This window comes from Methylobacterium sp. 190mf, assembly GCF_900107945.1.
Classification (GTDB): Bacteria; Pseudomonadota; Alphaproteobacteria; order Rhizobiales; family Beijerinckiaceae; genus Methylobacterium.
The window spans coordinates 66,203-78,563 of record NZ_FNVI01000023.1 but is presented as its reverse complement, the minus strand read 5'-3'; the positions used below and the strand labels follow the sequence as shown (position 1 = coordinate 78,563).

The window sequence follows — 12,361 nt, the reverse complement described above, 5'->3', positions numbered from 1 at the left end:
GGAGATGATCGATGAAGCTCTGTCGTTACGGTGAGGTTGGGTCCGAGCGGCCTGCTCTGGTCGATGCTGCAGGCGTCCTCCGCGACCTCTCGTCGGTGTGCCGTGATCTTGGTCCGTCCGAACTCGCGCCCGACGGTCTCGCCAGGATCGCACAGACGGATCCGACGCGGCTGCCCCGGGTAGAAGGAAGCCCCCGCCTCGGCGTTCCCTTCACAGGCCTCTCGAAGTTCATCTGCATCGGGCTCAACTACTCGGACCACGCGGCCGAGGCCGGCATGGCCATCCCGAGCGAGCCAATCATCTTCCTCAAGGCTCCGAGCGCCGTCTGCGGGCCGAACGACGACACGATCCAGCCCCGCGACTCAACCAAGCTCGACTGGGAAGTGGAACTCGGCGTCGTGATCGGATCGACGGCGCAGTACGTCACCGAGGAGCACGCCCTCGATCATGTTGCCGGATACTGCGTCGTGAACGACGTCTCGGAGCGGGCCTTCCAGCTTCAGTCCAGCCAATGGGACAAGGGCAAGGGATGCGATACGTTCGGTCCAATTGGACCCTGGCTCGTGACAAAGGACGAGATCCACGATCCGCAGCAGCTCGACATGTGGCTCGACGTGAATGGAACCCGCCGTCAGACGGGCAATTCGCGCACGATGATCTTCGGCGTTCGCGAGATCATCGCGTACTGCAGTCGGTACATGACGCTCCTGCCGGGCGACATCATCGCGACGGGCACGCCGCCGGGCGTCGGCATGGGGATCAAGCCCAAGCCCGTCTGGTTGCAGCCGGGCGACACGGTCTCGCTAGGGATAGAGGGCCTCGGGCAGCAAAGCCAGCGCATCCGGCGGACCGATCACGGCTAGGGCGCCTGTCGGCCGGCTCAGGGTCGGGAGGGCGACCCGCCATCCAATCCGGGCTGAGCCGGCGGCCTGCTCGGATCATGCATTTCGCAGGATCGCGATCTTAGGCCCGTAGGTCCGCTTCAATGTGCGGCAGGTGCAGAACTTTGCAACGGCATTGCACGTGCTGACCACGAACGCAGTGAAATGCGGAGCACTACGGGCTGTGTTGGCCAATTCGCCGTGACGCGGGAGGTAGTGGCCGAAGATGGCGTGGCATAGCGGCATGATCTAGGCCTCACACCTGAACGAACAAATGGCGCTCACCTCAAGCAGGCCAATGCCTGGCTTCCCTCGTGAGTATGCATGTGGCCGACGTTCGCTTTCATGCCTTGCTGGCCGAAATTCGATAGACAGAAAACCACTCATCGAAGACGTTTACAGAAGTGCTTCGTGATGGAAAATGCTGGCCGGAAGCGGAAAGGCGATTTGCGGAAGTGCGGGACATATAGCAGACGTGGCGTTTCGGCCTCTCGCAGAATCGCGAACTGAAGATGTGCTTCTGTTGTCGGAGACAGCTCCGTCATTCATCATAGCGCCGTCAGGATTGTGTAGATCCTTATCCTGGTTTGTCTTTCAAGACATACTCGACGAAAGCCGAGATGAGAGCGACCGTGTCCGCGAAAGCTTCGCGATGTGGTTCATGACCGACACCCGGCATCTCACGGACTGTGAGCAGGCTGGGTGGACATGATCTGCGGGCTGCAGCGATCTGGGCTTGCGTCCCGTAGGCGTCCTCGGTTCCCTGTATAAGTGTCACGGGGACGGTCAGGCGTGTCAGCGCAGCCTCGATCGTCCATCCGCGCCGGGCCGGATCCAGCCATGCGTCGTTCCAGCCACGGAAGGCCCCTTCGACATCGGTGTGCCAGCGGCCGAGGCGGGTCCTCAAGAGCCCCCGCTCGTAGGCGGCTCGGGTTCGCCGGATCGCGGACAGCGTGACCTCCTCCACGAAGAAATGCGGCGCCATCAGCACACCGCCCCGCAGGCGGGCATCGCCTTCCGCCAAGGCGAGAGCGGCGATCGAGGCGCCGTCGGAGTGGCCGATCAACACGCCGCTCCTGAAATCTGCGGCGTCGAGTAACCGCGGGAGGACTGTGCGGGCCTCGTGCTCGAGATAGTCGGCCGGGCGAGGCAAGGGCACCGGGCTCGACGCGCCATATCCCTGGCGGGAGACGGCCAGGACACCGCACTCTGTCGTTTGGGCGAGGGTCTCGGGCAGGGCGCCCCATTGCATCGCCGAACCGAGGCCTTCGTGGAGCAACACAAGCGTGGGGGCCACCTCCGGCTGTCGACCGACGAAATGATATTCCAGTCGACCATCGCCGAGATCGAAGAAGCCGGAGGATTGCAGACGAGCCATTTCATCGCTCCCACCGGGATTCGACCAGCACGTATCGTCCTTCCCTCGGAATAGGGAAGGACGGACTGGTCAGGGGCGTGCAGGCGGAGGACCAGCAGAACGCTCGCCCTGGGAGGTGGCTCCGCCTGCATGGGGGGCCGTCACGCCCGGTCGAGGTTGCCCTGCGTCTCCGGAGTGATAACGGCGCCAACGAGATAGACTAGCGTGACGCATGTCATCACGACCGTCAGCACCATCGGGATCTGCGTCGGCCCATCGGCGATGAGGGAGACGAACGTCGGCAGCATGCCGCCCAGCGCGAAGCCGATATTCCAGGTCAGGCCCGTCCCCGTGGCCCGTACCGCCGTCGGGAATTTTTCATTGAGGAAGATCAACAGCGGCGCGTAGCTGGCGTTGGCGATGAGCGAGAGAAGGAAGGCACAGGCCGCGACCCCCATGAGGCTCGTCGTGTTCGCCATGGTCAGGAAGAGAACGGGAAAGGCGAACAGGCGGATGACTCCCATCAGCAAGAACGACCGCTTGCGCCCGATATGCTGGCTCAGTTCGCCCATGCCGCAGGCGCCGATCGCCGCCGCCACGTTGGCGCCGATCAGGATCATCGAGGCGGTGGCGTTCGGTACGCCGTTCACGAGCTTGAGGAGGGTCGGCAGGTAGCCGGACGTGAGGTAGTAGGCCGCGCCGCCGCCGAAGGAGATGAGCGTCGCGACCGCGAAGCTTCCCCGGTTGGACGGCGAGAACAGCGAGCGGATCGGCGAGGCCTTCGCCGGAGCACTCTCCCGGAGCGCGGCCTTGCGGGCCTGCAGTTCCTTGAAGATCGGGGATTCCTCGAGGTTGCGGAAGAGGATCAGGCCGATCACCGAGGTCAGTAGGCCCGAGAAGAACATCACCCGCCAGCCCCAGTCGGCGAAGGCCTCGCCCGGCGCCATGAGCGAGACGAGATAGAAGACCAGGGAGGCCAGGAGGCCGCCGATGGCCGAGCCCCCGCTGCCGACCGCCCCGGACATCAGCCCCCGCCACCGCTCCGGCACAGATTCCGTACCGATCGTGTGGGATGCCGCAACGACACCGCCGACGAAGACGCCCTGGACGAGGCGGAAGAATAGGAAGATCCCGGTGGCGAGCCATCCGATCTGGCCGACCGTCGGCAGGAGGCCGAAGACCGCCGTCGACAGGCCGACGCCGATCACCGCCACCATGAGGGCGCGGCGGCGGCCGAAGCGGTCCGCATAGGAGCCGAACAGGGCGGAGCCGAGGGGCCGGATCAGCAGCGTTACCGCGAAGGAGGCATAGGCTCCGGCCAGCGACAGCATCGGCTTGTCCGCCGGGAAGAACAAGGTGCCGACGACCGGCGCCACGTAGAGCAGAATGAACAGGTCGAAGAGATCGAGCCCCCAGCCGAACAGCGAGGCCATGGCGGCCGTCGCCGTCTGCCGGCCGGTGGGCCTGGCGAGGGCGGGGGGATCGGATGCGAAGGTGGCGGCGGTCTGCATGGGGTTCCTCCGGGGGATGCGGTCGTTGCCGCGGTGGGGCCGGTTCGGGCTCTGGGTCTGGATGGGAGCCATTCGGGCGCGCGCCGTCGTTTCCCGCCTGGGCGGGATCGAAGCGATGCGGTGAAGGTCACGGGATGGGGGGAGCCGCTATGCAGCCCCCCGGCGCGGCCGGGCTATGAGCCGGTGAAGCGCGGCGCGCGCTTGGCGTGGAACGCTTCGACGCCCTCGCGGAAGTCATCGGCCTGCCGCAGGCGGCTGTAGCAATGCCCTTCGAGCTCGATGGCGATGGAGAGGCTCGCATCCTCGGTGTCGTTGAGGAGCTTCTTGGCGGTGCGCTGGGCGATGGGGGAGAAGGCGCGCAATTCGTCGACCAGCGCGTCGGTGGCCTTCTCCAGGTCCGCGTCGGCCACGCATTCGGTGGCGATGCCCCAGTCGAGGGCCTGCCGTCCGGGGATGCGCTTGGAGCGCATCACGATGTCCTTGGTCCGGGTGATGCCAACGATCTTCTGGAGACGGGCCGAGCCGCCGGAGCCGGGAATCTGCCCGAGCTTCTGCTCGGGCAGGGCGTAACGGCAGGTCTCGGAGACGATGCGGAAGTCGCAGGCCAGCGAGATCTCGAAGCCGACGCCGAACGTATAGCCCCGGTTGGCGGCGATGACGGGCTTCGAGCAGCGGGCCGGCGCCGCCATGTTCCAGGCGAGCTTCGAGACGTGCTCGGGCGAGGCGTCGAGGAAGCCCTTGATGTAGCCCCCCGACGAGAAGTGTTCGCCCTCCGCCCGCAGGACGATGACCCGCACGCGGGGATCCTCGTCCAGCGCCTCGAATACCTTACGGATCTCGTCGCGCTGGGGCATCGCAATGACGTTCATGGGCGGCCGCGCCAGGATCACGTCGGCGCGCTCGCGCTCCGAGTCGATCTCGACGCGGAACCCGTCGAGGTTCGTCAGGCGCGGGTCGATGGTGTGGGTGTCGCTCGTCATGGGTTTGGTCTCTCGCTTGTGATTCGGAGTGGGGGCGGGACCGTCAGGCAGCCTCGTGACCTTCGGCATGGGGCTCGGCCCCGCCTTCCAGGACGTACTCGCCGGCCACGAGTTGGCGGCGCAGCAGCTTGCCGACCGGCGATTTCGGGATCTCGTCCACGAAGACGTAGCGGCGCGGCAGCTTGTGACTCGGCAGGCCGCCGGCCCGGCAATGGGCGTCGAGCGCCGCCGCGTCGGTGCTGCCGCTCCGCTTGATGAAGGCCGCGACGATCCGGCCCCAGCGCTCGTCGGGCAGGCCGACGACGGCGACTTCGGACACCGCCGGATGCAGGGACAGGCGGCTCTCGATCTCGACGGGCGAGACGTTCTCGCCTCCGGTGATGATCATGTCGTCCACCCGCCCGGTGACGTAGAGGTCGCCGTCGGCGTCGGCGAAGCCGGTGTCGCCGGTGAAGTACCAGCCGTCGCGGAAGGCCTTGGCGTCGGCCTCGGGGCGATGCCAGTAGCCCTCGAAGGCTTCGTCGCCCTTGGCGATGACGGCGATCTCGCCCTCCTCGCCCGGCGCGGCGGTCCGGCTAGGATCGCCCCCCAGGGACACGACACGTACCATGGTGTTGAGGCCCGCCCGCCCGGCCGAGCCGGGCTTAACCGCCGCCTCGTGGTTGATCGTGAAGGTGTAGACCTCCGACGAGCCGTAATGATTGACGAAGAGGTCCGGCCGGAACGCCTCGGTCAGGCGGGCGAGCAGGCCGTCCGTCATCGGTGCCCCGGCGAAGCCGAGCTTGCGCACGGAGGTCGTGTTGGTCGCCTGGAAATCCCGGTGGTGCACGAGGTCGTGGTAGAGGGTCGGCACGAGGTAGAGGTTGGTGATCCGCTCGGCCGCGATCAGCCGCAGCGCCCCCGCCACATCGAACCGGGGAAGGCAGACGAAGGTCCCGCCGATCAGCGACATGGCGAGGAGCGAGCGCACCCCCATCGTGTGGTAGAGTGGCATCACGCCGAGCGTGCGCTCGCCGCGCCCGTAGAGGTTTTGCGCTACATGGGCCACGGCCGCCGCGCGCTCCGCCCGGTGTCGCCGTGGGACCCCCTTGGGCTTGGCGGTGGTGCCGGAGGTGTAGAGCATCAGCGAGATCGCCTCCGCGTCGGCCCGGGGCGTCGCCGACGGCCCCTCGGTGGCGGCGAGGTCGGCGAAGGCCGTCTCGCCGGGGCCGGGTGGCGTGCCGACGGCGATGCGCGGGATCAGCTGCGATGCCGCGCTCTCACGCAGGCTCGCGGCCGAGACCGGTTCGTAGGCGATGGCGCGGGCTTCCGCGTTCTCGATCGCGAAATCGATCTCCTCGGCCTTGGCCCGCCAGTTGATTGGCGTGATCACGACTCCCGAGAATTGGCAGGCCCAGTGCAGGGTCGCCGCCTCGTGCCGGTTCTGAAGGACCGTGACGAGGTGGTCGCCGGGCTTCAGCCCGAGCCGGTCGAGCCCGGCCACGGTCGCGGAAATGACCCCGAACCACTCCGCGTAGGTCAGCCGGGTCTCCCCGTCGACGAGGGCCAGGGCCCAGGGATCGCGGGAGACGCTCGCGAGGAAGCTGGTGCCGAGATCAAGCATGGGCGGCCTCCGGGGATGACGGGGCCGGGATGTCGCCCCTGAGTTCCGCAGCCGCCTCCAGGGCGGCCTCGATGATCGGCGCGTAGCCGGTACAGCGGCAGAGATGGCCCCCGATCACTTCCGTGATCTCTCGTCGTGACGGGTTCGGCCGGAGCGCGAGATAGGCGTCGAGTGACATCAGGATGCCGGCGGTGCAGAAGCCGCATTGCAGGGCGTGCCGCCGCCGGAAGGCCACCTGCAGCACCCCGAGGCGGCCAGGCTCCGGGGCCAGACCCTCGACGGTCCGCACGGCACAGCCCTCGACCCCCACCGCGAGGGTCAGGCAGGCCCGGGCGGGCACCCCGTCGATGGACACCGTACAGGCGCCGCAGACGCCGTGCTCGCAGCCGACATGCGTGCCCGTGGCCCCAAGCCCGTGGCGCAGGGCGTCGGTCAGCAGGGTGCGGGTCTCGACTTCGACCGCGGTCTCGCGCCCGTTGAGGGTGAAGGCGACCGTGTGACGGTCCTGCGCGTCTAGCTGTGGCATGGCACGGCCTCCTGATGGGTGTCGCCGCGGGCGACCTTGGCGGCTTGTTCCAGCACCCGGCGGCCGAGGCTGCGCACGAGGTCGCGGCGGTAGCGGGCGGTGGCGTGGAGGTCGTCCCCCGCGCCGAGGTCCCAGGCGAAGGCGTTGAGGGCATCGTCGAGCGCCGAGCCGTCGAGGTGGGGGAAGTCGCGGGCTGTGGGCCGGTCGGCGACGCCGCCGACAGCGAGCCGCATCCGGGTGCCGTCCACCACGGCGGCGCAGGCGACGATCGCGTAGTCGCCGTGTCGCCGCCCGATCTCAGCGAAGGCCGTGCCGGTGCCCTCCCGCCGCAGCGGATAGGCGATGGCCTCGATCATCTCGTCGTCGGCCCGGTCAGTGGCCATCATGCCAGCGAAGAAGGTCTCCGCCGCGACGCGCCGGACCTTTCGCCGGTTGCGCAGATGCACCTCGCCCTGGAGCGCCACGAGGCAGAGGGGAATCTCTGCGCTCGGGTCGGCATGGGCGACGGAGCCACACAGTGTCCCCCGTGCCCGGGTCTGGATGTGCCCGACCCACGGCAGGGCGGCGGCCAGCAGCGGCAAGTCCCGGGCGAGCCCCGGCCGGTCGAGCAGGATCGCCTGCCGCACGCCCGCCGGGATAACGAGGGCCCCCTTGTCGAGGCGAGGCTCCTTGAGAGCGGGGATGCGCATCACGTCGACGAGCACGGCGGGCTTCGTCAGCCGCATGTTGAGCATCGGCATCAGGGACTGGCCGCCCGCGATGATCCGGGCCTCGGGGCCGTGCTGGCGCAGGGCTTCGAGGGCGTCGTCCACGGACGTGGCGCGCAGATAGGCGAAGGGCGCGGGTTTCATGCGGACACCCCCAGACGCGCGAGGAGCCATCGCAGGGCGGCCGGGAGGCGGAGCCCGCGCTTGCCGGACCCGCCGGCTCGCCGGGCGAGGGCCGTGAAGAACCCGCCGATGATCACCCGCGCGGCCCCGTCGAGGAGGCGTCCGCCCACCGCCGCGACCTTGCCGCCCACCGCCGCCTCGTAGACGTAGGCGATCCGCGTGCCCCCCGAGCCGTCGGGCTCCAGGGTCAAACGGCCGGTGCCGCCGCCGCTGCCGAGGCCGCCCGTCACCGTGCCGGTGAGCGTCACCGCCCGGGGCTCATCGAGATCGGAGAGGATCACCTCGGCCTTGTAGCGACCCTTCACCGGACCGACGCCGAGGGTGACGTCGGCCCGGAACCTTGTGTCGGAGAGCTTCCGCACCCCATGCGAACCGGGAATGACGGAGGCGAGCACGTCCGGGTCGAGGAGCATCGCCCAGACCGTCTCCGGCGGGGCAGTGACGGTGGCCGCGCCGTCGCCGCGCAGGGTCCGGTCGCCCGCCTTCGCGGCGGCCTTCGCGGCTCGACCGGCCGGCGGCGCCAGCTCGTCGCCCCCTGCCGCGAGGGCGGCGAGCTTGGCAGGCGTCAGGGGCAGGTCGATGGCCTCGAGGTCGAGGGCGTCGGCCACCGCGTTGGCGAGGCAGACCGGCGTCGACATGCAGTTTCCCTCACCGACCCCCTTCGCGCCGAGCGGCGTGAAGGGAGACGGGCTCTCGACGTGCAGGATGCGCAGGTCCGGCACCTCGGTCGCGGTGGGCAGGAGGTAATCGGCGAAGGTGCCGGACAGGAAGGCGCCGTCGTCGCCGTAGGCGAGTTCCTCGTAGACTGCCGCGCCGAGCGCCTGCGCGAAGCCGCCGCGCACCTGGCCCTCGACCATGCCCGGGTGCAGTACGCGCCCGCAATCGTGCATCGAGACGTAGCGGTCGATGGCGATTTTCCCCGTGACCCGGTCGATCTCCAGGCCGCAGATGTCGAAGATGAAGCCGTGGCAGAGGGAGGAATTGATATGGTCCTCCGCGTCCGGAGCGGTCAGCTCCGGGGGCGTCCAGAACACCGTCTCGCGGATCACCGCGCCGAGATCCTCGGGCACGAGGCCCGGCGACCAGTGGCTCGTGGCGGCCACCCGCGCGAAGGGCAGGCTTGCATCCGGGTTCAATCGCGAGGCGATGCGCCCATCCGCGAAGAGCAGGTCCTCGGGACGTAGGTTCAGCTGCGCCGCCGCGATCCGCGCGAGCCTGTCGCGCAGGCGGGTGGCGGCGAGGTGCGCGACCCCCGCCACGGCGGCGGCGAAGCGGCTCGCATAGTTGCCGGAGGCAATGGACCATGCGTCCTTGGCGGTGTCGAGGTCGGCCGTGACCCGGACCTGCTCCATCGGGAGGCCGAGGACGTCGGCCACCACCTGGGCCAGCACTGTCCGGTGCCCTTGGCCCTGCGGCACCGAAGCGACCTGCACCGTCACCGAGCCGACCGGATCGAGGGTGATGGTGGCGGTCGATTGCGCGCCGTTCTTCGGCCCGGCCTTGGTGCGCTCCTCCGCCGTCAGGACGGTGGTGATGTAGCCCATGTTGGAGACGCTGGGCTCGACCGCCGCCGTCAGGCCGATCCCATAGAGGCGGCCCTCGGCGCGGGCGGCGTCCCGTCGCCGCTTCAACTCGACGAGCCCGCCATCCCGGGCGGCTTCGTCGAGGGCGCGCTGGTAATTGCCGGAATCGTAGAGAGCGCCTGTCGCGGTGCGGTAGGGAAAGGCGTCGGCCGGGATTAGGTTTGCCCGGATCACCGCGAAGGGATCGAGGCCCAGCGTCACGGCGATGCGCTGCATCAGCCGTTCGAGCGGATAGTAAACCTGCGGCCCGCCAAAGCCGCGCACGAGGCCGGTCGGGGTCTTGTTGGTGAGCACCACCCGGTTGCGTACGGCGACGTTGCGGATGGCGTAGGCGCCGGTGAGGTTGCCGTGCATCCGGTAGAGCGTGGCGGGTTCGGGCGCCCGCAGGTAGGCGCCGCAATCCTCGACCTGATCCCAATCGAGAGCGGTGACGCGCCCGTCCGCCTCGAAGGCGGCCCGGAGGGTCGTGACCCGGTTCGTGGCGGAGACGGAGGCCGAGAGGTGCTCCAGCCGGTCCTCGATCCACTTCACCGGCCGTCCCACGAGGCGGGCCGTGGCGGCGATCAGGACCGCGTAGGGGGCGACGCCCTGTTTCACCCCAAAGCTGCCGCCGGAATCCGGGGGCGTGCGCAGGCGCAGGCGGTTGCCCGGCACCTTGAGCGCCCGGGCAACGACCGCGTGAATGCTGAACGGCCCCTGGAAGTTCGCGAGCACGTCGTAGGAGTCGTCGGTGGGGTCGTAGGAAGCGACGACGCCGTAGGTCTCCATCGGCGAGCCGGTGTTGCGCGGGTAGCGCACGGTCACGGACAGGCTGTGCGGGCTATCTGCGAAGGCGACCTCGGGGTCACCGTAGCGGAAACGCCGGTCGCTCACGAGATTCGCGCCGACACCCTCGTGCAGGATCTCGCTGTCGGGGGCGAGGGCCGCCAGCGGGTCGACCACCGCCGGGCGGACCCGGTACTGAACCTCGATCAGGTCGCAGCCGTCCTCCGCGAGGTAGCGGTCGCGGGCGACGACGATAGCCACCGGCTCGCCGACATAGCGCACCCGGTCCACCGCGATGGCGCGGGCATCGACGGCCGCCCGCAGGGCGGGGACGAGACCGGTGGTGACGGCATCAAGGTCGCGGCCCGTGATCACGGCGGTGACGCCGGGCAGCGCCTTGGCCGCCTGGACGTCAATGGCGAGGATGTCCGCATGGGCGTGGGGCGAGCGCAGGATCGACGCGTGCAGCGTGCCGGGCCGCGTGCCGAGATCGTCGATGTAGCGGCCGAGCCCGGAGAGCAGGGCGGCGTCCTCAACGCGCTCTACGGACCGTCCGACATAGCTCGTTGACACGATGCCCAAGCCGCTTCCTCCACCGGACCTCTCGATGGGGTCCTTGTCGCGGGCAGAGTGACGGATCCGGGCGGGCGCCACGATGCCGAGGCATCTCGCGACTTACCCAAACGTCTCATTTTCGACGTGGCGGAGGGCCTTTGGCTTCACACTGCGGGTTGGCCGCTTCGCCGGACAATGCTGCGGAATACGCTTGGGGGCACGCTGACATGATCCCGGAAGAAGCGCGAGAAATGGGCAGGCGCGGCGAAGCCGAGGCGCGTGCCGATCGCCGCCAAGGATTCCTCGCTGCCCACGATCGACTCGACGGCCTGCTCGATGCGGATCGCGTTGAGGAAGACGTGGGGCGGAGCTCCGGTGGATTGCTCGAACAGGCGATAGAATTGCGCTCGGGAAAGGCCCGCCTCACGGGCCAGGGCCTCGATCCCCAACGTGGCACCGGGCTCGGCGCGCACTCGCGCGATAGTCCGCCGGATGCGCCAATCGCTGGCGTTGCGCCTGGCGGCGGCGCGGAGCGACTCGGCCTCCTCACGCCACGCGGTGAACCGCTCGATTACCGCGATCATCAGGCCCGACAGCAACTGATCCTGAATGTGCGAGGAGTGCGGCGCGTAGACCATCTCCGCAGCGAGGTCGTGCGCGAAGCGGCGGATCGTCGGGGTCACGCCGCCCAAGGGCTTTCCAAAGAAGCCAGGCGCCCCGCTCGCCGCCCAATTGCGCCGGAAGGCCCCCAGCCAGTCCGGCTCGATATAGAGGGCCAGGATCATCGCCTTGGCGCGGCGCGGATCATGGAGATAAGCGTGCGTTTCCCAGGCATTGACGAGCACGGCCTGTTCGTCGGTCAGCGCAACAACACGGTCCCCGACGAGGAACTCGGTGTCGTCCCCTTCGACCTTCAGAAGAACGTGGCAGTGCGGATGCGCGTGCCGAACAAGGCTCCGGTCCATGTCGAGGAGCGCCACGCGACCAAAGGTGCCATGAGCAATCTCGAGAGCCTCAGACATGCCTGCAAGTAGCATGATTCCGGCGGCACAACCAGTTTCTGGCCGGCCGGCTGATCGCATAAAATACGCCGTGTCATCGCTCCGACGATCTTACGGGATAGCTGATTTCCGTTCCGAGCCTACCCATCAGTGCTATGGCACCATCGACTTTCAGGACATGCAATGTTCTCCGGCGCCAGTATCGATCGCTTCATTGCGGCAAACGACAGTTCCAGTTGATGCCGACACTGTCTGCTTGCCGCGAGGCAGGCAGCGCGCTCCAGCGGCGGGTATGGGCGCCAAGCCGAATGTCTGGTTTTACCCGCGATTGCGATCCAGCGTGACGAAATCTGGCCGATAATGGAACGGCTGCTTTGGAGATGGGGGGCAGAGGAAGCAGACGGCCGCCGACGCGACGAGTGCCTGAACGCGAACTGCGTCCCTGTCGCTGGCCGACCTGAGGAACAAGATCGAGACGAGGCGGCGGCACTACAACGAGAGCGGTCCTCAGACCGCCCTGGGGTGGCCAACGGCCCAGGAATTGGCCCTGGAAACGGCCTTGCAAGCCGCCTAATGAGATTTGGAAGCTCACCTTCCGGCCGGATCAAGATCTGGCCGACCCTCAGGAACGTCGTCGCCCATGTTAGGCAATTTGTGATGCATCCCGGCCCGATTGCAAGCGAGATGGTCGACGATCTTTAAGCGTTTG

The 12,361-nt window shown here is 68.3% G+C and carries 9 protein-coding genes and 1 pseudogene; 2 read left to right on the top strand and 8 right to left on the bottom strand.

The genetic code is table 11. The features are described from left to right. Positions 1–11 precede the first annotated feature (11 nt). Positions 12–863, top strand: a complete 852-nt coding sequence (locus C4T42_RS24050; RefSeq protein ID WP_091683068.1) for a fumarylacetoacetate hydrolase family protein — start codon at positions 12–14, stop codon at positions 861–863. 595 nt (positions 864–1,458) lie between these two features. Here the strand turns inward: C4T42_RS24050 and C4T42_RS24045 are convergent. The 8 genes from C4T42_RS24045 to C4T42_RS24010 form a co-directional block, all read right to left on the bottom strand. Next, positions 1,459–2,259 carry an alpha/beta hydrolase gene (locus tag C4T42_RS24045; RefSeq protein ID WP_103985990.1) on the bottom strand — a complete coding sequence of 267 codons (801 nt, stop codon included), beginning with the start codon at positions 2,257–2,259 and terminating at the stop codon, positions 1,459–1,461. A 140-nt stretch (positions 2,260–2,399) separates the two neighbouring features. Continuing rightward, positions 2,400–3,749, bottom strand: coding sequence for an MFS transporter (locus C4T42_RS24040; protein WP_103985989.1), 1,350 nt, complete (start codon positions 3,747–3,749; stop codon positions 2,400–2,402). A 173-nt stretch (positions 3,750–3,922) separates the two neighbouring features. Then, entirely contained in the window at positions 3,923–4,729 is an 807-nt protein-coding gene (locus C4T42_RS24035; protein WP_020096249.1) for an enoyl-CoA hydratase-related protein, read from the bottom strand. Between the two features lie 43 nt (positions 4,730–4,772). Beyond that, positions 4,773–6,332, bottom strand: coding sequence for an AMP-binding protein (locus C4T42_RS24030; RefSeq protein WP_056531127.1), 1,560 nt, complete (start codon positions 6,330–6,332; stop codon positions 4,773–4,775). Beyond that, positions 6,325–6,858, bottom strand: coding sequence for a (2Fe-2S)-binding protein (locus C4T42_RS24025; protein WP_042669571.1), 534 nt, complete (start codon positions 6,856–6,858; stop codon positions 6,325–6,327). Before C4T42_RS24025 ends, C4T42_RS24030 begins: the two co-directional genes overlap by 8 nt. After that, entirely contained in the window at positions 6,846–7,709 is an 864-nt protein-coding gene (locus C4T42_RS24020; protein WP_042669572.1) for an FAD binding domain-containing protein, read from the bottom strand. Before C4T42_RS24020 ends, C4T42_RS24025 begins: the two co-directional genes overlap by 13 nt. Continuing rightward, positions 7,706–10,678, bottom strand: coding sequence for a molybdopterin cofactor-binding domain-containing protein (locus tag C4T42_RS24015; protein WP_103985988.1), 2,973 nt, complete (start codon positions 10,676–10,678; stop codon positions 7,706–7,708). Before C4T42_RS24015 ends, C4T42_RS24020 begins: the two co-directional genes overlap by 4 nt. Positions 10,679–10,815: 137 nt before the next feature. Next, positions 10,816–11,673 carry an AraC family transcriptional regulator gene (locus C4T42_RS24010; RefSeq protein ID WP_020096244.1) on the bottom strand — a complete coding sequence of 286 codons (858 nt, stop codon included), beginning with the start codon at positions 11,671–11,673 and terminating at the stop codon, positions 10,816–10,818. 378 nt (positions 11,674–12,051) lie between these two features. On the opposite strand from C4T42_RS24010, the pseudogene C4T42_RS24005 reads away from it, so the two are divergent. Continuing rightward, a pseudogene (locus C4T42_RS24005) lies at positions 12,052–12,226 on the top strand (integrase core domain-containing protein); the annotation flags it as partial. Between the last annotated feature and the right edge of the window lie 135 nt (positions 12,227–12,361).

What these genes read in the sequence shown, in the direction of transcription:
- C4T42_RS24050 (WP_091683068.1), top strand. Translation starts at nt 12, where the DNA reads ATGAAGCTCTGTCGTTACGGTGAGGTTGGGTCCGAGCGGCCTGCTCTG.
- C4T42_RS24045 (WP_103985990.1), bottom strand. Translation starts at nt 2,259, where the DNA reads ATGGCTCGTCTGCAATCCTCCGGCTTCTTCGATCTCGGCGATGGTCGA.
- C4T42_RS24040 (WP_103985989.1), bottom strand. Translation starts at nt 3,749, where the DNA reads ATGCAGACCGCCGCCACCTTCGCATCCGATCCCCCCGCCCTCGCCAGG.
- C4T42_RS24035 (WP_020096249.1), bottom strand. Translation starts at nt 4,729, where the DNA reads ATGACGAGCGACACCCACACCATCGACCCGCGCCTGACGAACCTCGAC.
- C4T42_RS24030 (WP_056531127.1), bottom strand. Translation starts at nt 6,332, where the DNA reads ATGCTTGATCTCGGCACCAGCTTCCTCGCGAGCGTCTCCCGCGATCCC.
- C4T42_RS24025 (WP_042669571.1), bottom strand. Translation starts at nt 6,858, where the DNA reads ATGCCACAGCTAGACGCGCAGGACCGTCACACGGTCGCCTTCACCCTC.
- C4T42_RS24020 (WP_042669572.1), bottom strand. Translation starts at nt 7,709, where the DNA reads ATGAAACCCGCGCCCTTCGCCTATCTGCGCGCCACGTCCGTGGACGAC.
- C4T42_RS24010 (WP_020096244.1), bottom strand. Translation starts at nt 11,673, where the DNA reads ATGTCTGAGGCTCTCGAGATTGCTCATGGCACCTTTGGTCGCGTGGCG.